The 22811-nt window shown below is 60.9% G+C and carries 21 protein-coding genes and 1 pseudogene; 4 read left to right on the top strand and 18 right to left on the bottom strand.

From position 1 onward, the window contains the following. Positions 1 to 20 precede the first annotated feature (20 nt). From N4261_RS12545 to N4261_RS12535, 3 genes are all read right to left on the bottom strand, one after another. Positions 21 to 2297 carry a type VI secretion system Vgr family protein gene (locus tag N4261_RS12545; protein WP_261760469.1) on the bottom strand — a complete coding sequence of 759 codons (2277 nt, stop codon included), beginning with the start codon at positions 2295 to 2297 and terminating at the stop codon, positions 21 to 23. 187 nt (positions 2298 to 2484) lie between these two features. Then, positions 2485 to 2982, bottom strand: coding sequence for a hypothetical protein (locus N4261_RS12540; protein ID WP_261760468.1), 498 nt, complete (start codon positions 2980 to 2982; stop codon positions 2485 to 2487). A 190-nt stretch (positions 2983 to 3172) separates the two neighbouring features. After that, on the bottom strand, positions 3173 to 3817 hold the full coding sequence (locus N4261_RS12535) for a TetR/AcrR family transcriptional regulator (protein WP_261760467.1): 645 nt from the start codon (positions 3815 to 3817) through the stop codon (positions 3173 to 3175). Between the two features lie 247 nt (positions 3818 to 4064). On the opposite strand from N4261_RS12535, the gene N4261_RS12530 reads away from it, so the two are divergent. From N4261_RS12530 to N4261_RS12520, 3 genes are all read left to right on the top strand, one after another. Next, positions 4065 to 4853, top strand: coding sequence for an SDR family NAD(P)-dependent oxidoreductase (locus tag N4261_RS12530; protein WP_261760466.1), 789 nt, complete (start codon positions 4065 to 4067; stop codon positions 4851 to 4853). A gap of 76 nt (positions 4854 to 4929) precedes the next feature. Further along, positions 4930 to 5859 carry an alpha/beta fold hydrolase gene (locus N4261_RS12525; RefSeq protein ID WP_261760696.1) on the top strand — a complete coding sequence of 310 codons (930 nt, stop codon included), beginning with the start codon at positions 4930 to 4932 and terminating at the stop codon, positions 5857 to 5859. A 64-nt stretch (positions 5860 to 5923) separates the two neighbouring features. Beyond that, positions 5924 to 6925, top strand: a complete 1002-nt coding sequence (locus N4261_RS12520; RefSeq protein WP_261760465.1) for an NADP-dependent oxidoreductase — start codon at positions 5924 to 5926, stop codon at positions 6923 to 6925. On the opposite strand, the gene N4261_RS12515 is transcribed toward N4261_RS12520, so the two are convergent. The 6 genes from N4261_RS12515 to N4261_RS12485 all read right to left on the bottom strand — a co-directional run bounded on the left by N4261_RS12515 (position 6912) and on the right by N4261_RS12485 (position 11741). Further along, positions 6912 to 7394, bottom strand: a complete 483-nt coding sequence (locus N4261_RS12515) for a GNAT family N-acetyltransferase (RefSeq protein ID WP_261760464.1) — start codon at positions 7392 to 7394, stop codon at positions 6912 to 6914. The genes N4261_RS12520 and N4261_RS12515 overlap by 14 nt on opposite strands. 114 nt (positions 7395 to 7508) lie before the next feature. After that, positions 7509 to 8456, bottom strand: coding sequence for a hypothetical protein (locus N4261_RS12510; RefSeq protein ID WP_261760463.1), 948 nt, complete (start codon positions 8454 to 8456; stop codon positions 7509 to 7511). 31 nt (positions 8457 to 8487) lie between these two features. Then, positions 8488 to 9567 carry a beta propeller repeat protein gene (locus N4261_RS12505; protein WP_261760462.1) on the bottom strand — a complete coding sequence of 360 codons (1080 nt, stop codon included), beginning with the start codon at positions 9565 to 9567 and terminating at the stop codon, positions 8488 to 8490. 435 nt (positions 9568 to 10002) lie between these two features. Beyond that, the gene (locus tag N4261_RS12495) at positions 10003 to 10467 is read right to left on the bottom strand and encodes a hypothetical protein (RefSeq protein ID WP_261760461.1); all 465 of its coding nucleotides are present in this window, start codon (positions 10465 to 10467) and stop codon (positions 10003 to 10005) included. A gap of 240 nt (positions 10468 to 10707) precedes the next feature. After that, complete coding sequence (locus N4261_RS12490) at positions 10708 to 11004, bottom strand: hypothetical protein (RefSeq protein WP_261760460.1); 297 nt, start codon at positions 11002 to 11004, stop codon at positions 10708 to 10710. 470 nt (positions 11005 to 11474) lie between these two features. Then, complete coding sequence (locus tag N4261_RS12485; RefSeq protein WP_261760459.1) at positions 11475 to 11741, bottom strand: hypothetical protein; 267 nt, start codon at positions 11739 to 11741, stop codon at positions 11475 to 11477. A gap of 138 nt (positions 11742 to 11879) precedes the next feature. Here N4261_RS12485 and N4261_RS12480 point away from each other — a divergent pair. Then, positions 11880 to 12982, top strand: a protein-coding gene (locus N4261_RS12480) for an IS3 family transposase (protein WP_261756600.1) whose coding sequence is annotated in 2 segments (ribosomal slippage) — positions 11880 to 12138 and positions 12138 to 12982 — 1104 coding nt in all. Because the reading frame shifts where the segments join, the coding sequence is not laid out codon by codon here. 29 nt (positions 12983 to 13011) lie between these two features. Here the strand turns inward: N4261_RS12480 and N4261_RS12475 are convergent. The 9 genes and pseudogenes from N4261_RS12475 to N4261_RS12440 form a co-directional block, all read right to left on the bottom strand. After that, positions 13012 to 13737, bottom strand: a complete 726-nt coding sequence (locus tag N4261_RS12475) for a hypothetical protein (RefSeq protein ID WP_261760458.1) — start codon at positions 13735 to 13737, stop codon at positions 13012 to 13014. 114 nt (positions 13738 to 13851) lie between these two features. Then, on the bottom strand, positions 13852 to 14994 hold the full coding sequence (locus tag N4261_RS12470) for a beta propeller repeat protein (RefSeq protein WP_261760457.1): 1143 nt from the start codon (positions 14992 to 14994) through the stop codon (positions 13852 to 13854). Positions 14995 to 15086: 92 nt separating this feature from the next. Beyond that, positions 15087 to 16112 carry a beta propeller repeat protein gene (locus N4261_RS12465; protein WP_261760456.1) on the bottom strand — a complete coding sequence of 342 codons (1026 nt, stop codon included), beginning with the start codon at positions 16110 to 16112 and terminating at the stop codon, positions 15087 to 15089. A gap of 165 nt (positions 16113 to 16277) precedes the next feature. After that, positions 16278 to 17252 (bottom strand): WD40/YVTN/BNR-like repeat-containing protein, encoded by a 975-nt coding sequence (locus N4261_RS12460; protein ID WP_261760455.1) that lies wholly within the window; start codon positions 17250 to 17252, stop codon positions 16278 to 16280. 327 nt (positions 17253 to 17579) lie between these two features. Next, complete coding sequence (locus N4261_RS26060; protein WP_290428859.1) at positions 17580 to 17930, bottom strand: ATP-binding protein; 351 nt, start codon at positions 17928 to 17930, stop codon at positions 17580 to 17582. Between the two features lie 118 nt (positions 17931 to 18048). Further along, positions 18049 to 18336, bottom strand: a pseudogene (locus tag N4261_RS26055) (ATP-binding protein); the annotation flags it as partial. A gap of 53 nt (positions 18337 to 18389) precedes the next feature. Then, a complete protein-coding gene (istA, locus tag N4261_RS12450) occupies positions 18390 to 19688 on the bottom strand; it encodes an IS21 family transposase (protein ID WP_261760454.1) in 1299 nt (432 codons plus the stop codon). A gap of 139 nt (positions 19689 to 19827) precedes the next feature. Then, entirely contained in the window at positions 19828 to 20850 is a 1023-nt protein-coding gene (locus N4261_RS12445) for a beta propeller repeat protein (RefSeq protein WP_261760453.1), read from the bottom strand. A gap of 382 nt (positions 20851 to 21232) precedes the next feature. After that, on the bottom strand, positions 21233 to 22345 hold the full coding sequence (locus N4261_RS12440; protein WP_261760452.1) for a hypothetical protein: 1113 nt from the start codon (positions 22343 to 22345) through the stop codon (positions 21233 to 21235). Positions 22346 to 22811 lie beyond the last annotated feature (466 nt).

Below are 22811 nucleotides of genomic sequence, written 5' to 3'. Positions count from 1 at the left end.
CGGACCGCCCGCAACGAGCATCAGCTGTTCTGATTGATGTTGGGCGAGCCCTTCAGGTTCAGGTCTCCGCCCGCCTTGATGTTGATCTTGCCGCTGCCTTGCACATTGATCTGCGCGCCCTTGAGGGTGATGTCCCCGTTGCTCTTCATGATCAACTGCGCGGAGCCGACCTTGAGGACCAGCTCGGTCTCGGCTTCGATGGCCACCTTGGCGCCGCTCTTGACGCCGTAATCGTCGCCCGACTTGAAGCCCATCGTCGAGCCTGCGTCGACGGTGTAGGACGCCCCAGCCTTGTGGCTGATCTTCGCCCCGGCCTGCTCGCTGATGTTGGTGCCGGCGGAGACTGACTTGCTCACCCCGATCTGTTCCGAACTCAGCCCGCCCACGGCCACCACCTTCGCGCCGCCAACCTCCTGCATCAGCGCCGCGCCGACTGCATGGTTCATCGCCGCGCCGACGGTGAGCGCATAGACCGCGCCGATGGTCTCGGTCTTCATCAGCGCCACGGTGACAGTCTGCACATTGCCGAAGCTCTGCGTGTCCGACCCCGCCACCGACAGCGAACGGGTGGCCCCGACGCTCTCGACCTGGTTGGCGCCGATGGTCAGCGTCTCGTTGGCGCCCACCGTCTTGGTCCGGTTGGCGCCGACGGTGAGGTCCTGATTCGATCCGATGCTGATCGTCTGATTCACCCCCACCGTCTGGGTCTGGTTGTTGCCGACCGTCTCGGCATCGTCGACATCGACCTTGTCGGTCCGGTTGTTGTGGATGGTCGAGGTCTGATCGTGCTCGATCGTGGTGGCCATGTCGTACTGGCCGTGGATGGTGATCTTTTCCTTGCCGGCGGTGTCGTCCATCGACAGCTCGTTGTAGCCGGTGGCCTTGTGGCTCTTGGACTTCATCCCGCTCACCACGCCCCCGGCGGGCAGCTCGAACGGCGGCATCTGCTCGGCGTTGTAGACCCGGCCGGTGATCAGCGGCTGATCCGGATCGCCCTCGACGAAATCCACCACCACTTCCTGGCCGATGCGCGGAATCGACACCCCGCCCCAGCCCTTGCCCGCCCACGGCTGGGAGACGCGAATCCAGCAAGAGCTCTTCTCATTGCGTGCGCCGCGGCGGTCCCAATGGAACTGGACCTTCACCCGGCCGTATTTGTCGGTGAAGATCTCTTCGCCCGAAGGCCCGGTGACGATCGCCGTCTGCGGTCCCGGCACCATGGGCTTCGGCGTTCGGCGCAACGGCCGGAATTGCTGGGTGGACGGGATGGATTGAAAAGCGCAGCGCAGATCGGACTCGCCCGAACCCGATTCGCTGGCGGCCTGCCGCAAATGCAGCGTGGTGCCGATCACCAGGTACTTGGCATTCTGGTCGTCACGCGGGTGGCGAGTGAGCGACAGCAAATGGCCAGTGCATACGCCCTGGGCATTGGTGGACGCCTCGAAGCGATCGTGCACCGTCTGGATCTCGTCCAACCGATCCTCGGCGTACTGGGCGCCATCGGCGCCTTGCAGGTAGCCGCCGGGGAAATCGAAGATCTCGCCGTCGGACAGGTCGTAGTTGCGGGTGCGGGCCTGGCTGGTCAGCAGCGAGGTGGATGGCCGTTCGAAATCGAAATCGGTGATCACCACCTTGCCGGCCTTGAGGCTCTGGACCGAGGTCCACTGGTCGATGAAGGCGAGTTGCGGCGGCGTCTGCGCGCCCCCCGCATAAAACGGCAGCGACTCACAGCCCGGCGCGCAATCATGCGCGCTGGCCGAATCGGCCAGCACCAGGGTGTGGCCGGACTCGTCGTGCGTCAGGTACCAGTAGATGCCCTCGTTCTCCAGCAGCCGGGCGACGAAATTGAAGTCGGTCTCGCGGTACTGGACACAGTAGTTCCAGCGGCGATAGGGCCGCTGCAGCTTGAACTCGAAGCGGGCCACGGGATGGTCGTCAAACACCGCCTTGACGATGTCCGGGACCGTCATCTCCTGAAAGATGCGGCAATCGGCGGTGCGCGTCAGCAGCCAGAGCCAGGGCACCATCGTCATTTGATAGACGCTGTGGCGGCCCTCGAAACCGGTCTGCGCGAATCGGGTCACATAGCCGCTGAGATGACGCGGCGTCTCATCGGTCAGTGCGATCGTCAGCGTGGCGGCCTTGCCGAGCAGGTCGCTGGCCTGAATGTCCTTGCGATCGCTGAGCAGGGTCAGCGTGGTCTCACCGAGCTCACTCAAGCCCTCGCGCGACGCGCAGGCGTGCACTCGGAGCGTGTCGTCGGGCAGCGGCGTCTTGAGGCGGAAAGGAGATGGCATGGCGGGGCCGGGCGGGGGCGATAGGCGACCAAACCCCACGGTAGGCCTCGGCCCAAGGGCGGGGAAGCGACCAAAGTCACTCCGACGCCTCAGGAATGCCCTACCCCAGGGCGGCGCCACCGCCCCACTGTCCCGCATGTGCGGGACGTCCGGCCCCTGCGGCCCGACCGACCGCCGCCATCGACCGTCAGAACACCATCGGCAAGGACACGGTCAGGGTGACGACCTGTTCATCGTCGTCGTAATCGGCCGTCAGTTCGAGACCTTGCACATGCCACTGTTCCCATTCGACGACGTCGTCGCCATCGGGATCTTCCTCTTCGCCGTCGGACGGCTCGCCGTAGGCGGCGAGCGCGTCCTCGCGGGTGAGCACCCGGCCGGCGGCCAGGGGCGCGACGCCTTCGTACGGATCGACCTCTTCACTGCCCATCGGGTAGTAGAACAAGCCGCTGAGCACCCGCGGACCGTCGCCACGGGGCGGACCGAAGTCGCTGGTGTGGGTCTCGCGGGTGGAGAAGGACATCACCAGGCCGGCCTGGCGCAGCATGACGAAGTCCGCCTTCAGGTCCTGAATGCGCTTGGGCGTGAGCTTGGCGTCGCCGGAGGCGTTGGCCATGATCGCGGCGATCAGGGCCTCGTCGGTGTTGGTGAGGCCGAGAAGCTGAGGGAGATGGTCGGGGGTCATGGTGCGCGGGGGCGATGCCGTGAGACGAGATGACCGGGATCATAGGCGCGCAGAACCGACCTGCAGCATGAGACGAGGAGACCCGCGAGCCCGGCAAGCCCCGCGAACCCCGCGCGGCATCGACAGGTCCGCCGTCACTGCAGCGCGCGCTGTCGCCATTCCCATGGCGCAGCGGCAGAGGCGTCGCCCCTCAGCGGCCTTTGTCGACCGACGGCTTGCCGGCGCGAGGACCAGCCCGCCGGCGGCCGGGCTTGGGCGCGCTCGGCGGCGGGACCAGCGAGGCCAGGATCTCTTTCCGGCAGGCGGCCAGGATCTCGTCGGCCAAGGGCGAGTCATCCGGGCAGGCGCGTGACATCACCACGGCGCCCACCACATGCGCCAGCACGCTGAGGCCTTTGGCGCGGGCCTCCTGGGCATCGTCCGAATCGAGTGCGGTGCCTTCGAGATTCAGACCCGCCAGGATGCCCTCGATGCCGCCGGCGAAGGTGGCGCGCACCGCCTCTGACTGCCGCGAGGCATCGCCGCCGAGCGCGGCCATGGTGCAGCCCTTTGCGGGCGCATCACGGTGTTCGCGGGAGAGATAGGCCGACACGAAGTTGGCAGCGGTGGCGCCTTCGGACAGGGCCACGGTCTGCGCAATGCCGCAGGCGGCCGACTCCGCCATCAATTCGGCCTTCGATTCGAACTGCTTGTAGAAGCCGCCGTGGGTGAAACCGGCGGCGGCCATCAGATCGGCCACGCCCACGCCGTCATAGCCCCGCTCCCGAAACAGGGCGGAGGCCGTCTGGACCACGTGCTCTCGATTGGCTTGCGCCTGGGCTTTGCTGACCTTCATGTCGGGCTGATCGGCGGTTGCGTGAACAGCGCTCACTATACATAGATGTCGACCATCATCCAAATCTTGACTTTTTGGATGACGGTCATCATCATTGAGCCCATCGACCCAGCCGACGTCCCCGCCCCGTCCAGACGTCAAACCCCGTTCAGGACGGCGGTGCCGTCGGCCAGATCGACCATTTCACAGGCTCCGGTGGGCACTCCCCGCCCTGCGCCCTTCTCACCTACCCATCACGAGTACGTCCATGACCACACGCCCCACCGTTCTCATCACCGGCGCCTCCAGCGGCATTGGCGCCACCTATGCCGAGCGCTTTGCCCAACGCGGCCACGACCTGGTGCTGGTGGCCCGCGACAAGGCCCGCCTGGAAGCCCTGGCCGCCCGTCTTCGCGCCGAGGCCAAGGTCGCTGTCGACGTGCTGCCCGCCGATCTGACCCAGGAGGCCGATCTGGCAGCGGTCGAGGCACGCCTGCGCGACGATGCCCGCATCGACATCCTGATCAACAACGCCGGCATCGCGCAGACGGGCGGCCTGCTGCAGCAGACGCCGCAACGCATCGAGCAACTGATCGCGCTCAACACGACTGCCCCGACCCGCCTGGCGGCCGCCGTGGCACCGCGCTTCGCCGAGACGGGTACGGGCTCGATCGTCAACATCGGCTCGGTGGTGGGCTTTGCGCCCGAGTTCGGCATGTCGATCTACGGTGCCACCAAGGCATTCGTGCTGTTCCTGTCGCAGGGGCTGCATGTCGAGCTGGGATCGAAGGGGGTCTATGTGCAGGCGGTGCTGCCGGCGTCCACGCGCACCGAGATCTGGGAGCGTGCCGGTATGGACATCAATGCGTTGCCTGAAGTCATGCCGGTCGAGGAACTGGTCGATGCCGCTCTGATCGGCTTCGATCGCCGCGAGCTCGTCACGGTCCCGCCCCTGACCGAGGCCGGCCGCTGGGATGCGCTGGATGGCGCGCGCCAATTGCTGCTGTCGGACATCCGGCAGGCCCATGCCGCTGAGCGCTATCACCCGCAGCGCTGATCGCCAACGCGTTCTCGATCCCCTACCCGCCAGCGGAGACACCGTGTGCCCTCTTTCCCGATCCCTCCTGGGCCTGATGGCCCTTTCCGCTGGGCTGTTGACGGCCTGCGCGGCTGTTGACTCGACCGTCCCGCCCGCGGGCGCCCCGGTGGCCACCGTCACCGCCGAGCAGACGACGTGGAAGAACGTTCCCACGCAGGTGCTCACCGCCGGCGGCGTTGACTTCGCTTACCGCGAACTGGGTCAGCCGCATGGCGGGACGCCGGTGGTCTTCCTCGGCCACCTGGCCGCGGTGCTGGACAACTGGGATCCGCGCGTGATGGACGGCTTTGCCGCGCGGCATCACCTGGTCGCGTTCGATAACCGCGGCGTGGGCGCCTCGACCGGATCGCCGGCCAACACCGTGGAACAGATGGCGGACGATGCCATCACCTTCATCAAGGCCAAGGGCTTCCAGCAGGTGGACCTGTTCGGCTTTTCCATGGGCGGCATGATTGCCCAGGAGATCGCGCTGAAGGAGCCGCAATTGGTCCGCAAGCTGATCCTGACCGGCACCGGCCCGGCGGGCGGTCCGGGCATCAGCACCGTGGCCGGCGTGGCGAATCTCGACCTGCTGCGCGCCACCTTCACCGGTCAGGACCCGAAGCAATACCTCTTCTTCACCCGCACGCCCGGGGGGATCGAGGCGGGCAAAGCCTTCCTCAACCGCTTGCAGGAACGGACAGCGCCAAGGGACAAGGCCATCGCGCTCGGGGCCTATGTGGCGCAATTGCAGGCACTGAGCGCATGGGGCCAGAAACCGCCTGCCGACCTGTCGTTGATCCGACAGCCGGTCCTTGTGGCCAACGGCAGCGATGATCGGATGGTGCCGACCCGCAACAGCTACGACCTGGCCGCGCGCCTGCCCCATAGCGAACTCATCGTCTATCCCGATGCCGGCCACGGCGGCATCTTCCAGTATCACGAGGACTTCGTGCCGAGGGCACTGGCCTTCCTCGCGAAGTGACGCCGCAGCGCCAGGAATCAGGACGCAGAGCAACCAGGACCAGGAACCAGGAACCAGCACGACCATGAAAGCTTTTGTTCTTGAGCGCTACGGCAAGACCAGCACGCTCACATCGACAGAGAGGCCGACCCCTGAGATTCGAGACGACGAAGTCTTGATCGAGGTCCATGCGGCCGGCGTGAACTTGCTGGATTCCAAGATCCGGGACGGCGAGTTCAAGTTGATCCTGCCCTATCGCCTGCCCGTGGTGCTTGGCCACGATGTGGCGGGCGTCGTCGTCAAAACGGGCGCCAGGGTGCGCCGCTTCCAGCCCGGTGATGAGGTCTATGCGCGGGCGGACGACTTCCGGATCGGCACCTTCGCGCAGTACGTCCCGGTCAGGGAAGCGTCGCTCGCGCTCAAACCCAGGAATCTGACGATGGAAGAAGCCGCGGCGATGCCGCTGGTGGGGCTGACCGCCTGGCAGGCACTGGTCGAAAGGGCCGGATTGAAGCGCGGGCAGAAGGTCTTTATCCAGGCAGGCTCGGGCGGTGTCGGCACATTCGCGATCCAGTTGGCCAAGCATCTGGGCGCGACGGTCGCGACCACGACGAGCACCACGAACGTCGCGCTGGTGAAGGGGTTGGGCGCCGATGTGGTCATCGACTACAAGAAGCAGGACTTCGCCGAGGTGCTCCGTGACTACGACGTCGTGCTCAACAGCCAGGACGGCAAAACGCTGGAGAAGTCTCTGGGCGTGCTCCAGCGCGGTGGGCAGGTGGTCTCGATCTCTGGGCCGCCGGATCCGGAGTTCGGCCAGGCGATCGGCGCCTCCGGTTTCGTGCGGCTGGTGATGCGCCTGCTGAGCGCCGGGATCCGCCGAAAGGCAAGCCGCCAAGGCAAGCGCTTTTCGTTCCTGTTCATGAAGGCGGACGGCGGTCAGTTGGGAGAGATCACAGCGCTCATCGAGGCTGGCGTGATCCGGCCTGTCATCGATCGGGTCTTCCCCTTTGCGTCGACCAACGAGGCGCTCGACTTTGTGCGCGCCGGCCGGGCGAAGGGCAAGGTGGTGATCAAGGTGAAGTAGGCGCGGATTGCGATCGGGCTTGTTCGTGGCCGGTCGCGACGCCGCCGAAGCTTGTCACGTTGGTTGGCGCCGCGTCGGCTCGCAGGGTTTTCTGCCACCAGCCGACGTCGTGCCAAGCGCCATGCTTGTAGCCGACGCCCCGGTACACGCCGATCGGTTCGAAGCCGAGGGCTTGATGCAGCGCGACGCTGCCCGCATTCGGCAAGGCGATGCCTGCAAAGGCCTGGCAGTAGCCGAGCTCACGAAGAATCGCCAACAGACGCTCGTACAACGCCCTGCCGATGCCGAGGCCGCGCTGGTCGGCCCGGATGTAGACGGTGGTGTCTACCGACCATTGATAGGCCGGACGCTCCCGGTGCTTGCCCGCATAGGCGTAGCCACAGACCTCTCCGGCGGCATCTTCTGCGACCAGCCAAGGCAGCGCAGGCAGCGTGCGGTCGAGCGAGCAACTGCCAATAGAACCCGGCATCTTCCGCGTGCCGTCGCACCAAAGGCAGCACGACGGGCCGCTCTTCCGATGCTGGAAAGCGCGGTCTCGGGGGCGCTTGGACTGACATTCAGCAGCTCCGGACAGCAGAGACGATCACAGCAGACGGTGCCATTCGTTTCCGTCGTGGATGGCGGCCCCATTAAGGCCCGCCACCATCAGGATGCCGTCAGCTGTCGACAGATTTCCGGAGCAGGCAGAAGCCAATGCGGGCACATCCGCATCGACCAACTTGCCATCCTTGCCGACGGTCCACAGGCCGTACTCCGAAGTGCACCAGAGTTGCTCCTGGTACCAGACGATGTCTTTGAAGGGGACGCTCATGTTGTCTTGGTGGATGACTTCCCATTCATCCTCCCGGCCGCGCATGAGGCCACCGGATTGCAGCCCTACATACACATGGCCATCACCGGCGCAGCATAGAGTTTCCATCATCATATTGGTGGGAACTTGGCATTGACGCCAAAACCGGCCGTCAAAGCGCCAGAGATCCCCCTCACCTCCAGCGGCATAAATGTCATTAGCATTGAAGCCAGCGATTGCGTCAAAACCAAATCGGCTGGCCTTCTTGGGATTTGGTGGATCCGGCAGGTTGTGGCGGATGGATTCCCACTCCCTCGCATCGTTCAGAAAGCACACATGACGCCAACCTCCGCCAACATAAAGTCGACCGTTAATTGTGGCCATACAGTCGGCGCCCGTTCGGAGTGGCCCGTTGGGAGATTCCGCGATATCGGGCCACTTCTCATCGCCTGCGTCACCGTGAACGGCCACACCACTGATACGGCCCAACATCACAGAGGTTTTTCCCAGGTTCGGCGCCACACCGAGCATTGGAAGGACAAAACCTGCATATCTGCGTGCTTTCCAAGAACCCTCTTCGCCGAAGCGGACTGTCCCGAGCACGCGGTTTCCATCGTCCTCGCTAACGCGATTGAATAAGATGAAGCTGCATGTATTTCTATCAATGACTGCACAGTCATAGAACCAGCGATCCTTGAAAGATCTTTGAATGTAAGAATCTTCAAGTTGATAAAAACTCATTCTTCATCTCCTTCAACGTCGGAATGCAGACTCAATCGCTGTCGGGCTCACCATCGAATAGCAGGTGCCATTGGCGACCGTCATACAGACTGGCGCCAGACATCCCGGCGACCAAGAGCCGACCGCCATCCGGCGAGACATCAAGCCGATGCGCGTGCAATGCGCATCGGACCGGCATCGGGTCGTGCGCCGTTCGGTGGGCAGCCACCATGCGGCCTTCCTCCAACACAAAGCAGCCGGCCAGATCATTGGTGCAGTACAGGCGCCCTTTGAACCAGACCGAGTCCTGATATGGAAGTGAGAGATCCGCTTCCACCAACTGAGTCCACTCGCTGTCCTTTCCCTTCCAGACGCAGCCGCGATGATCGGTCACGTACGCTGTGCCGTCAGGGGCAACGGCGACCGTGTGGAGATCCCGTGTGCTTGGAAAGCGCGCGCGGCCCCAGCGGCCTTGGTGGCGCCGCCACAATGCGCCACGGCTTCCCACGGCGTACATATCCTCTTCCGAGAGACCAGCCAAGTCTTCGAACGACGAAGCGTTGATGGCTGCCAAAGCCGTTTCACGGTCGCTGCTGCCAAGCTCCGCGGGAATGGGAATCTCTGAATGTTCCTGCCATTCCTGCGGGCCGATCCGCTGGAAGATTCTGAACGGTCCGCCCACCGCAAAGACCGTCATTCCCACCCTGACTGTCTTGAGGATTGCGCAGCCGCACTCGCTGTAAGCGGATGGTGCAAGTCTGCGCACCTCAAACGGGATGTCTTCCTCTCGGCCCTTGTGGCTTTTTGGCCGATACCCATAGACATGCCGTCCTATCCCGACGGCGACGAATTCACCCAGCGGAGACCAAGCGGAAGACAGATTCGCGCCGACACTCAGCGCATTGGCCGACAGAGAAAAGAAACGCGTCTCCAACGGATTGCCGACCTTCACCGCCAGCAGACGAATCTGAAACCCGTCCTCCATCTGGGCGTCCGGGGCGAGCTCCTCGAAAAGCAGAAATCCCAAGCGGCCATCTTCGAATCCGATGGTGCAGTCGCGAACCATGTAGCCGGCCATGAACCGGTTCCAGTTGGGGCGATCGAACAGAGGGGGGTGAACAGTCATGCTCATGGGTGGGTTGCATCCTCATCTTCGTCAGGTGCCGCACTACAACTGGCATCGCCCGCACAGCGGCATCGTCGGCGTCTCACCGATGACCAGGCTCAATGCTTCAGAACATAACGTCTTGACGCTTCACAACTAGGCCAGGCGGTTTTCCCGCCAGACTTCGATAGAGGGCCTTGTCGTCGTAGATCAGGACAAGGCCGTGACGTCATCGTCCTCGATCTCGCTCGTGCGAGCATTCATCAGAGCTTTGTGAGGGTCGCGCTCGAATACAGGTCTTCTTCCAGCGGTGTGAGGACGGCTTCGAATCCTGTGGGAATCCAACCAAGCATCGAAATCGCCCGCGGACGGTGAACGTCCGACGAATGTCATGAGCTCCTGCGTTGAAAGACTCATCGCCGCGCCCCCATTCAGCGCTCAAGTGGCGCGACATGTTCGCGATTACAGGTTGTAAAGCTCTTTGGCGTGAATATCGATCACCGTAATGCCGATCGACTTGAGTTTGCTCATCGCATCGTCTTCAAATCGGCAGGTGACCCGCAAGCCGGAATGAAAGAAGGTGGCATTGTGATTCTTGGCCTTCCGCGATTCGCCAAGCGCGGCACGCACCTTGGCAATATCCATGTCCCAAAACAAGCCGAATGGGAGTTTATGCGGCGCGCCGGCATAGGCGTCGAACCCGGCGAGCAAATAGGCCTCATCGGACTTTGCCGGCATAGTACGGTCTTCCTTGAAGCTGACATTGGCGGCGAATTCAAGAGCGAGCTGTTCGTCGGGCGTGCGGACGAAGACGGTGGCATCTGGCCCCTTGGGTCGGCTCTTGATCTGGAGCTCCTGCATAACGTCATCAAAGGCGTCATTGACAGGAGAATCAGCAAAGAAGGGAATGAGCTTTTCCAGGTTCATGACGGTCAACTAAAATGAGTGATTACAGATGTGGCTTCACGGAATGGTGACTTCGCACCGCGTCCTTCACGTACTGGTCAAAGTCAAAAGCTTCAAGTTCCTTGACCGCTTCAGCATATTTCTCACTGCAGCCATGGTCCTTCGTATCCATTGAATTCTGAATGGATTCGGCATCCTTCTTGAAGGCTGCCTTGAGGCCCTTGGAATCGTCAGAAACTTGGGGCTGATTGTTCTTGTGCCTCAGGTTCGACCTTCCTTGTGAACATCTTCAGGGACCGTGATCGTCTTGGCATTGTTATAGACACGGTTCAGAACGGATTCCCGTTGCTTATCGTTCAGTTCAGACCAGACGTCGATCTTCTTCAGATAGTCCTCGGCTGCCTTCTTCAATGCAGCGCCGGATGGGACATGGTCGGCATTCAATTCACCTAGGGAAGGTCTGGAAAAACTCAGCGGCGACTCGCTCTCGATGGCCGAGTGAAACTTGGACGCGTTGCTCAGATGGAACGTGGCAACCGTGAGGCTAGCCATAAACACCCAAGGCCACATGCACCATAGAAGGTGGCTAGAAGCGCATGCCCAGAGGCAATGCCGAACAACTTAGCTGCGATGAGTGCCAGTCCGCAAAATACTCGGCAGCCAAGTCCCTGCGGGAGGGAAGGATCGAGTGCGAAAATCATGTTAGTGCTAGCCACGAAGGCTCCGACGCCTATTACGAGGAGCAGCCAGGCAAACCACTTGTATTGACGGTCCATCATGCGATGGTAGCTCCCGTTGTCGCTGTAAGTCGCGACTTCGCTGCCACACACACCAACCGTCATGCAACGTTCGTTGTAGCGGATGGACACCCACGCGCGCATCATTCAAAAAGCAAACATGGCGCCGGGGAACTAAGAGGCTGAGCGAGCAGCGGCAGGTCGAAGGGTGCCACAAAGACTCCCGTCTGTGCTCGACCTTTGAATGCACTCGGCCTATTTAAGAGGCCCACGGAGCGTGAGTGATTTCATTCACTCGTAGAGATCGCCGTTGAAGAGGATGGACCACGTCCTGCCATCAAACATCGTAGCGCCGTACATTCCCGCCACAAGCAATCGGTTTTCATCGGGCGACACATCGAGTCGATGGGCGTGTATGGCGGTTTCAGCTGGCATCGGTTCACGCTTTGCCCGATGGGCCGCAATCATCTCCCCGTCTTCAAGGACGAAGCATCCGTAGGCGTCATTGGCGCAATACAGTCGCCCCTTGAACCAGACCGAATCCTGGTAGGGCAGCATTTGATCGGCCTGAACAATTCGTTCCCATTGGTGATCATTTCCCTGCCAGACCGACCCACGTGCATCGGTGATGTGACCTGCCCGGTTTCTCCGAGACGTTGATTTCCAGAGAAGATGGCTCTATCCCAAGAGGAGCCCATGAGAAAGAGTCGATTCACGGAAGAACAGATGGTGGCGATCCTGCGCGAGGCGGACCGCACCACGGTGGCGGAAGCGGCCAAGAAGCACAAGGTCAGCGAGCCCACGATCTACGCTTGGCGCAAGCACTTCGGCCAGCTTGAAGTGGCTGACGTCAAGCGCCTGAAGGCCCTGGAGCTGGAGAACAGCCGGCTCAAGAAGCTGCTGGCTGAGCGTGATCTGGACATCGAGGTCCTGAAGGAGATCAACGCAAAAAAATGGTGAGCCCGCCGGCTCGACGCGCCCAGGTCGCCTTCGCTCGCGAGCGCGGCCTGAGTCTGCGTCGGGCTTGCGGGCTCGTCGGCATGTCCCGGGCCACGCCCAGCTACAAGCCGCGCATGCTGGCCAAGGATGCGCCAGTGATCGAGGCGATGAAGGAGTTGTCGGCCCAGTACCCACGCTACGGTTACCGGCGCATCCGCATCTTCCTGCGTCGGCGCGGCTTCGAGCTGAGTTGGTCGCGCACGCATCGGCTGTGGCGACAGGCGGGTCTGCTGGTGCCCAGGAAGCGTTCGCGCAAACGCATTGCGTCCCAGCGGCCGCGCGTGCACACGCCCTTCAAGGCCAACATGGTCTGGGCCTACGACTTCGTCTTTGACACGACGGCCACGGGCCAGCAGCTCAAGTGCCTGACCGTCATCGACGAGTACACCCGCGAGTGCCTGGCCATCGACGTGGCCGGCTCCATCCGTTCCAAGCGCGTGATCGAGGTGCTGTCACGCCTAGTGAGCGTGCACGGAGCGCCGCTGTTCATGCGTTCGGACAACGGGCCGGAGTTCGTTAGCCTGGCCATCCTGGAATGGATCGCCGGCGCCGGAATCGCGACCGTGCTCAACGACCCGGGCAAGCCCTGGCAGAACGGTACCGACGAGAGCTTCAACGGCAAGCTCCGCGACGAATGTCTGTCCGTTGAATGGTTCCGCTCGCGCCGCGAGGCCAAGGTCGTCATCGAGTCCTGGCGTCAGCACTACAACGAGGTCAGGCCGCACAGCAGCCTGCAATACTTGACCCCGACGGAGTTCAAGCAGCAACTCCATCAAGTCCTGCAACCCGCCGTCTTCTAGGAACTACTGTCTCGAAATTCCCGAGCAGGTCAGATGTATGTCGTACCATTTGGCTCGACTGCCACCGTATGAAGCGATAAATCTCCAGGAAACTTCATCCGTTTCCAGGCCTCACCTTGACGTCGCCAGACCGTACCTTCGCCGCCTACTGCGTACATATCCTGAGGGGAAGTTCCAGCCAGATCTTGAAATGTGCTGTTCGTCACCGCGTCCATCATGGTCTCGCGATCAGAACTGCCTATTTCGGGAGGGATGGCAATGTCATCGTGCTCCTTCCAGCGCTGAGCGTCCATTCTTTCAAAAATGCGAAATGGGACGCCGACAGCGAAGACCGTGCACCCCACCCGAACCGTTTTTGTGATCGCTGCATCAAACTCGTGATAAGCATCCGCCGAAAGCTTTCGGCCTTCAAATGGAATAGTTTCCTCTCGACCTTTATAGGCCTTGGGCTTGTACGAATATGTTTCACGTCCGATGCCGACGGCTACAAACTCTTCGTTTTGAGGTGCCCACGCGCTCGCCAAGCGAGCTCCCACCCCTAAGCCATTGGCAGACATGGAGAAGAAGCGCTTATCCATGTCATTGGACAGTTTGACCGACAGGATGCGAATCTTGAAGCCGTTCTCCAGTGAGGCACCTTCTTCAAGCTCTTCATAGAGCAGGAACCCCAAGCGGCCCTCTTCAAAGCCGATGGTGCAGTCCTTGACGACATAGCCTTTCAGAAATTCAGTCCAGCGAACTTCGTCAATCATCATTTCAAATCCTCAAATTAAAGATGATCCGCGTCGCATGGGCGCGACCAGTAAGCCACAGTGTCTCCCACCGAGGGGCCAACGGCGCTCGCATCGTCTGCCGCGCAGCGGTGTCGTTCATCGAGCAGTCGACTGGCGGGCCAGTTCGCCGATGCTGAAGAGCCGCGACCAGGATCCACCGTCATGCAGGGCCGCGCCGTGCGGGCCAGCCATCAGCATGACACCGTCGGCCACGGACAGGTTTCCTGCGCAGTTGGTGATCTCGATCGGTGCGGCGCTTGGGCGAACCTGGCCGTCCTGGATCTCCCATAGACCGTAATCGTTGGTGGCATAGACACGATCGTTGAACCAGACCATGTCACGGAATGGCAGGCTCAGATTGCCTTGATGAATCAACTCCCACTGATCGCCGCGGCCACGGAAAACGCTTCCGGACTCTGCGCCGATATACACATGGCCGTCTGCGCCGCAGCACAGCGACTCGATCCATTGGTTGGAGGGGAAGGCAACCTGGTGCCACGCGCGGCCGTCATAGCGCCAGACATCTCCCTGGCCGCCGCCGGCGTACAGGTCCGACTCGCTGAATCCATCGAAATCATGGAAACCGATTTCTCCGCGACCTTCCGGCGGAAGCGGTCCCACCTCTATCCACAGACCAGGGCCGTTTCGATAAAACACGCTGCGGCCCCCTCCGCAGCCATACAGGCGTCCTGCGAACGGCTTGATCTTGGCAATGTTTCCCCGGCAAGGACCATGACCTTTCCCGCCAGGAACGTCCCGTTCGTCGTTCGAGCCCTGCAGCATTTTGGCCAGCACCTTGCCTCGGCCATCAACGGCCACGCAGACGATCTCCGCTTCTCTGGGGCCCGAACACATCAGGCCGGAATACCCATCCATGAAAGTCGTGATCCAGCGCTTCTCGGCATTGAGCTCAAGCTTCGTCAGGCGCGTTTGGAGTTCTTCAGCAAAGGGACGAGGCTTGTGGTCGTCCCAATCCTGCAGGCTGATGAAGAAAAACAGGCCGCGATCGATGACGGCGCAGTCCCGGATACTGCTGCCTTCAAAGCGCTTTGCGTAGTCATCTGGGGACAAGATATCCATCAGCTGGGTCATTGCTCGTTCACGCGTTGATGGTCGATATGGCGCCCTTGCCGAAGCCAACGGACGGGATTGCCCGAGGACTTTTCGTCTGAACCAGGTTTTGAGTGCCGCGACGCTGGTCAAGCCGACGGAGTGGTTCAGCCCGAAGGGATCGAACACGGCTGCGGTCGTAGAGATGAAAGCCGGGCTGAGTCTTGAATCCGTCCTTTAAATGCCCCAAGCGCTTTGCCACGATGAATTCATCGTTCATCTCAACGGTAGTCGAAAGCGCTGAACAAGCGCGTCCAGGTCTCGCCGTCGTAGAGGCAGGCCCCGTGCGGTCCAGCGGTCAACAGGTGATTGCCGTCTGGGCTGATGTCGATACGCCCCGTCACCATCGAGCTGGGTACTCCCTCTTCGACGTCACCAAGCGGTACCACTTGCTTGTTTCTGTTGATGACGTACAGCCCCTCCTGCGCGCCGAACAGCATGCGGCCTTTGAACCAGAACGCGTCGACGGGTTGCGATCCCCAGCTGAGTTCGCTCGTCGCGACTTGGGTCCAACTTTCTTCGCGGCCCGCCCACACGTTGCCGTGCAGGTCGGTGACGTAGACCTTGCCATCGCCGGCGCAGCAGACTGTCTCCAGTTGGGCATTGGTCGGCAACGGACATTGTTGCCAAGTCTTGCCATCAAAGCGCCACAAGTCACCTGCCCCGCCTGCGGCGTAGAAGTCGGTCTCGCTGAAGGCGCTTAGGTCTTTGAACCCAAGTACTCGTCCCCAATCCGTACGGGAGGTCGTGTAGTCGGCCGGCATAGGGGCTCCACGACCTTCGGCATGAAGATCAACCCACTTTTCAATTCCTTCCCGACGGTAGAGACAACGATCGCTGCCGATTGCGTAAATCTTTCCCGAAACCCTGGCTACACGATTAATCACCACAGTGTCGCCCGCCTCATTGGAGAGGCTGATCAAACTTTCAATTGCCGACTCTTCACCTCGACGCTTAGAGTCAGAGGAGTAGACCCTACTCCTTGAATCGACAGCCACATATTCCTCTGGATTGAAACCACGAGCAATAGACGAAAATGTCATTTCCCCTGTGTCGTAATAGCCAATTCTTGGGGCAGTCGGACCATCAAGACCCAAAACCAAAAAACGCGTACGAGGGTAAACATCTCGCGAACTTTTCTGCTCCACGAGAAGAAAACAAAACCGATCGGCATTATTAAATGCACAGTCGAAAATCGAATAACCCTTAACATTCGCCTCAAAAGTCGCTTTTGAGAAAATTTTCATGGATTATTCCAAATTTCCATTTTTATACCATACCCTCCGCCAGGATCACCTGACTCGACTCCTCACCGGATCACTTCTTTTCGCCCCAATGCTGAGCACCTGACGGAAGCCGGACCACCGAGGGGGCCAAGGGCGCTCGCATCGTCTGCCGCGCAGCGGCGTAGTTCATCGAGTTGTCGACTCACGGCCCAGTTCGGCGATGCTGAAGAGCCGCGACCAGGATCCACCGTCATGCAGGGCCGCACCGTGCGGGCCAGCCATCAGCATGACACCGTCGGCCACGGACAGGTTTCCTGCGCAGTTGGTGATCTCGATCGGTGCGGCGCTTGGGCGAACCTGGCCGTCCTGGATCTCCCATAGACCGTAATCGTTGGTGGCATAGACACGATCGTTGAACCAGACCATGTCAAGGAATGGGAGGCTCAGATCGCCTTGATGAATCAACTCCCACTGATCGCCGCGGCCACGGAAAACGGTTCCGGACTCTGCGCCGATATACACATGGCCGTCTGCGCCGCAGCACACCGACTCGATCCATTGGTTGCACGGGAAGGCAACCTGGTGCCACGCACGGCCGTCATAGCGCCAGACATCTCCCTGGCCGCCGGCGGCGTACAGGTCCGACTCGCTGAATCCATCGAAATCATGGAAGCCAACTTCGCCCGGCCCCTCTGGTGGCAACGGGCCGATTTCTTCCCAGCGGTCCGGGCCGACTCGTCGGAACAGGCTTCGGGCGCCGCCGCATCCGTACAACCACCCCGCGATTTGCTTGATGTTGCGAACACTCCCTCGCTTGGGGCCGTGCCCCATGCCGCCGGGGATCTTCTTTTCGACGGCCGTCACTCCGCTTCCCTTCACATAGACCTGTCCAGACCGGTCGACGCAAATGTTCTGACACAACGGCTTCACGCTGGCGCCCACCATCATTCCTGCAAATCCTTCCAGATGATCGGCGCCCCAGCGATCCTCATCGCGGAAGTAGCAGATGTATCGAGTCTTCAGTTCCTCCTCGAACGGCTGCGGTTTGGTGTCGTCCCAATCTTGCAGTGCAATGAACACCAGAATATTTCGGTCCCGAAGGACGGCATCACGAATGCCAAATCCCTCGAAATAGGCCTTGTAGTCCTGAAGTCGCAGCAATCATTTCTCCTCAAGGAATGTCCGCCAAATAGCCGGAATTTTGCTGACCATTGCAACCGCTCCGATTCCGCGCCTTCACCATCAGGCCCCTGGAGGCGTTCCGGTGCTGGGATGGGCAAGCGCGTGAGGGGTGGTCGAGCTGAGCCGCCAACCAAGACACGACCAATTCCACGTCTGTCTGAAGGCTGAAGGTTTCCAAGCGATCCGGCGTGAGCTGCGACGACTGCAGCGAACCATCCAGTTGCCTCCAGTAGAAGGCCGCATTGTCAAGCGACATCGAGAACTGCCCCCCTAACGACATTCAGAATTGACCCCCTGGGTTGATGATCAGATCACTGCGGCGGGAGCGGTGTTGTCTCTCACGAGGCCGGACTTGCGTTTGGCCTTGAGCCGGTAGCTGTCGCCGCGGATCGTGACGACGTGGCTGTGGTGCAGCAGGCGGTCCAGGATGGCGGTGGCGACCACCGCGTCGCCGAACACGCCACCCCACTCCGCCACGGATCGGTTGCTCGTCATCAGCGTGGCACCGCGCTCATAGCGACGGCTCACGAGTTGGAAGAACAGGTGCGCCGCGTTGGCCTCGAACGGCAGGTAGCCGAGTTCGTCGATGACCAGTAGCTTTGGCTTGGCGAAGTGCGTCAGCTTCTCCTCCAGGCGGCCTTCGTCGTGCGCGCGCACGAGCTGCGTTACGACGCTGGTCGCCGAAGCGAACAGGGTTGAGTAGCCGCGCAGGAAGGATGGCCTCCCGGCCGAGCGAGACCGCCAGATGCGTCTTGCCGACGCCAGGGGGGCCCAGAAGCAGCACGGTGTCCCCGTTGGCGACCCAGCGTGAGGTCGCTAGTTCGCGCACCAGCTTCGGGTCGATGGACGGCTGCGCATCGAACTCAAAGCCTTCCAGCGTGCGTACGCAGGGGAACTTGGCGATGGACATGCCCATCTGGATGCGGCGCTCGTCCTTGCGTGCCACCTCGGCGGCGCACAGCAGTTGCAGCGCCTCGCGCAGCGTCATGTCGGCGCGAGAGGCCTGATCCAGCAGCGTGTCGAGCTGGTCGCGGATGGCGGTCAGCTTCAGCCGCGTCAGCATGCCGCCGAGTTCGTCCACAGGCATGGCTTGTTCGGTCTTCTTGACGCGTGCCATTACCAGGCTCCCCCGACCAGCGCCTCGTACTCGACGAGGTCGCGTTGCAACTCGGCAGGCGCCGCAGCGGACGGCGGCGCCAACCGGGTCGCGCCGATGAACTGGCTGCCGACGATGCCGGCCAGGTGACTGCGCTCGATGACGCTGCTGCGACGCAAGGAGCTCTGCGCATGCCGCGCCACTTCCTGGCCGGCGTACAGCACCTGCACCTCGCAGTCGGACACCACGACGCTGACTTGCTCACCGATGAGCTTCCAGGGCACGGAATAGCGGGAGGTGTCCAGCTCGATGCAGGCGTCGGTGTGCACGCGCCGCACGAGTTCGCGCATTTGCAGGAACGGCGCCTTTGACGGCAGCGGACGCAGGGACCGACGCTCATCGCGCTCGAACCGCTCGATGGGTGGCTCGCCGGTCGTGCCGTGCATGCGCACATCAGCCACGTCGCGCATCCAGCGGTCCAGGTGGGCTTGCAGCGTGTCCAGGCTGGCGAACGTGTGCCCTGCGATGGCGTTGCGCTTGACGTAGCCGACCCCGCGCTCGTCCTTGCCCTTGGTCTGGGCCCGATACGGCGCACAGGCCCGAGGCGTCACGCCCCAGTAGCTGCAGAAGGCGCGGAAGCGGTCGTTGAGCTTGACCTCGCGCGTCTGGCGGTTGTGCTCCTCCACGAGCGCCTTGGCGTTGTCGATGAGCACCTCGTGCGGCACGCCGCCGAAATGCCGGAACGCGCCCTCCAGGCCGAGCAGCCAGGCCGACTGGCGCTCATGCAGGCTCAGTAGCACGTAGGTGCGACGGCTGTAGCCCAGCGTTGCGACGAACAGGAAGACGCGCGTGAGTTCCTCGCCGACCTGCACGTGGGTGCTGCCAAAGTCCACCTGCAGTTGCAGGCCAGGCGCCGTCTCGAAGCGCACGTGGGCGAGCGCCTGAGCACGCAGCGCCACTCGCATCGGCGCTACGGCGCGCTGCACGGTGCGCAGGCTTACAGTGATGCCAAACTCGCGCTGCAGCTCCTGGCGCACCACGTCGGCATTTCCCTTGTGCTGGCGAAGACGCTGCTCCAGCCACGCCAAATGCGGCTCGAGCAAGCTGGAGCGCCCCGACACGTCCATAGGCTTCCAGCCGCCACTGCGCAGGTACTCCCGCACGGTGTTGCGGCTGCAGCCCAGTTCCTTACTGATGCGCTTGGCTCCCCAGCCCTGCGCTTGCAGCGCCAGCATCCTCTGCACCTCCTGCGGAGCCAACATCGTCTGCCTCCCACCGTCGTACATGACGCGGGAAGGATCGGTCACAACGTCCGTCATGCGGACCTCCTTCTAGTGAAGGGGGTCAGTTCTGGATGTCGTCAGGGGGGCAGTATTGGATGTCGCCTGACACGCATCCTGCACGTGACGACGCAGCACCTGCTCGAAGCGCAGTGCCGCGATAAATTCATCATTCATCTCAACGATAGTCGAAAGCGCTGAACAAGCGCGTCCAGGTCTCGCCGTCGTAGAGGCAGGCCCCGTACGGTCCAGCGGTCAACAGGTGATTGCCGTCTGGGCTGATGTCGATACGCCCCGTCACCATCGAGCTGGGTACTCCCTCTTCGACGTCACCAAGCGGTACCACTTGCTTGTTTCTATTGATGACGTACAGCCCCTCCTGCGCGCCGAACAGCATGCGGCCTTTGAACCAGAACGCGTCAACGGGTTGCGATCCCCAGCTGAGTTCGCTGGTCGCGACTTGGGTCCACTTTTCTTCGCGGCCCGCCCACACGTTGCCGTGCAGGTCGGTCACGTAGACCTTGCCATCGCCGGCGCAGCAGACTGTCTCCAGTTGGGCATTGGTCGGCAACGGACATTGTTGCCAAGTCTTGCCATCAAAGCGCCACAAGTCACCTGCTCCGCCTGCGGCGTAGAAGTCGGTCTCGCTAAAGGCGCTTAGGTCTTTGAACCCAAGTACTCGTCCCCAATCCGTACGGGAGGTCGTGTAGTCCGCCGGCATTGGCGCCCCGCGACCCTCAGCGTGAAGGTCTACCCATTTCTCGATACCTTCCCTACGGTATAGACGACGATTGCTTCCGATTGCATACACCTTGCCAGCCACCCTCGCTACCTTCCGAATGGTGACCATGGCTCCAACAGGGGTCTTGAGGCTAATCAGATCCTCAATACTTCGCTCAAACTGATTTGACTTCCCATTCGCGCTGTATACATTGCTTACAGTATCAACGACAACATATTCAGTGGGATCAAGCCCGCAAGCAATGGTTGCGAAAGAAAGATCTTCAGCCTGCGCCCTACGGATTCCGGCCTCTGCGGCCTTATCTGCAATAACGGTTAATATTCTCGTCTTTGGCAGAATGTCAAAACTACCCTTCTCCTCTACAAGCACAAAACAAAAACCCTGCCGACGGAAAATCGCACAGCCAAAGAATGTGAAGCCTTCGAAATACTTCTTCCAAATCGATTTCTCAATAATCATATGCGTCTCGCCAGTCACATCCCGCAATTGTCATCCACAACCTTTGCCCCTGGCTCACCCGAATGTGGAGTAACCTCAGCGCCATCCTAGCCCCCACTGCATGGAGCTTTTTTACAATAGGCACCCGACTAATCCATGATACGGGCGACGAGGATCCGCTCCTAAATTTCTTCTAATGCCGCCAGGCCCCTCTGCCACGACATTTACGGCAGTTCCGTCGACGTATCGATGAAATGGGCCGCCGTCAATACGCCTATCACCACGGGGAAAACGTAAGCCGACGGAGTGGTTCAGTTCGAATGGAACGCAGCATCCTCGGCGTGCCGGCGCACCAGCGGCTCGACGACCTTCGGCAGGCCGGGCCAAGCAATCGGCGGCAGGCTCATTTGGCCTCGTCGAGCAGCAGCTTGCCCATTTGGCCCGCTGTGAAAATGCTGTGCCACTTGCCGTTCTCGCGGAAACACGCCCCACCAAGGCCCGCCATCAACATGACGCCATCGGCAACGTACAAATTGCCGCTGCAGACGCTGATCTCGGAAGGGAGCAGATGATTCCGAAACTCCACCTTGCCGTCTTTGATGGTCCACAGGCCGTTATCGCTGGTGGCCCAGGCACGGTCTTCGAACCAGACCATGTCTTTCCAGCCGAGATAAATTCCACCGGCGTTGATTTGCTTCCAATTGTCGCCGCGGCCCATGAAGGTCAGCCCCTCGTAGCCGGAGATGTAGACCATGCCGTCGCCCCCACAGCACACGGTATTTAGCCATGCATTTGTGGGTAGTTGGATTTGGCGCCAAGCTGATCCGTTGAAGTGCCAAACGTCCCCTTTTCCACCGGCAGCATAGATGTCGGTTTCCGAGAACATATCGAAATCGACGAACCCCTCTCTCCCGCTTTCCGGATGGCTCAACGGATATCCACCCACTAGCGTTTTGTGACTGCGGTAACTATCCGGCCCTAAACGCTCGGTAAACCCTCGATAACCGCCTGCAAGAAATGCTTTACCATGAAAAGTCTTAATACGACGAACTCCCGCATGGACCGGCGCATCAGGATTTTTTCGAGGATCAATTGGATTCTCGAATTCATCACGACCTGAACCGATGACGTATACGCGATCCTCATGACTTTCGTAAAGTAGGAATTGGCTCGTTGGGACAGTCATAGCACCCAATTGCAGAGGTCCCCAATTGCCCAAGTTCTCTGCACCCAAGCGTTCACCTTCGGCATCGTCTCGGTAAAAAACGGCAAGCCGCTTTGGACGCAGCGATCTGTCCCATTTATTTCGCTCTTCCTCCTCAACCTCCTTGTCCGAAAAGACACGGTCTAATGCGAAGCCAAAAATGTTCCGTTCGCGAATCGCGCAATCCACGACGAAATATTTTTCGAGCACGTCTTTGTACTCCTCCACTGTGATGAGCATTATTTCTTTGCGCCCTTCTTTGAAGTGCCTTGGAATCTCTGCCGACGCCCCTGAATCCGAATAAGCGGCCAAGCCCCTTCCGAAGCAACTTTTATATTGTTTATCAAGCTGTGGTTCAAGAATTCAATTACGTCATCAGGCTCATGATATCTGCATGGGCCTTGTGAGGGTTGTCCTTGAAACCCTGGACGCCCGACTTCGCCTGCTCCTTGACGTTCTTGATATCCATGATGGCGTTCAATGCAGCTTGGCCATTCGGGCAGATGGGCGCAAGTTTCCTCGCTGTAACGACCAAGCCCGCCGTGGCCCACGCGCCCATTGCAGGGAATCGTCAGAGAGGTCGGCGCCAAGGCGTCAGAATTGACGAGCTTCGAATGTTGCCTCCGTCGGACGGACCTGCATTCATCAAGCCAGAATCCGCAACCGCTTCATGACGCGGCGGGATTGGCAAAACCTACTAGCGGTTCAACGCCAGAAGCGCCGGCAAAGGGATCACGGGCGTCGTCCTCTCGGTCCGATTTATTCGTGATGGGCGGGC

Origin of the sequence: Roseateles amylovorans (assembly GCF_025398155.2) — a bacterium.
Lineage (GTDB): Bacteria > Pseudomonadota > Gammaproteobacteria > Burkholderiales > Burkholderiaceae_C > Roseateles > Roseateles amylovorans.
The sequence above is the reverse complement of the archived record's forward strand: the minus strand, read 5'-3'. Positions and strand labels throughout refer to the sequence as shown.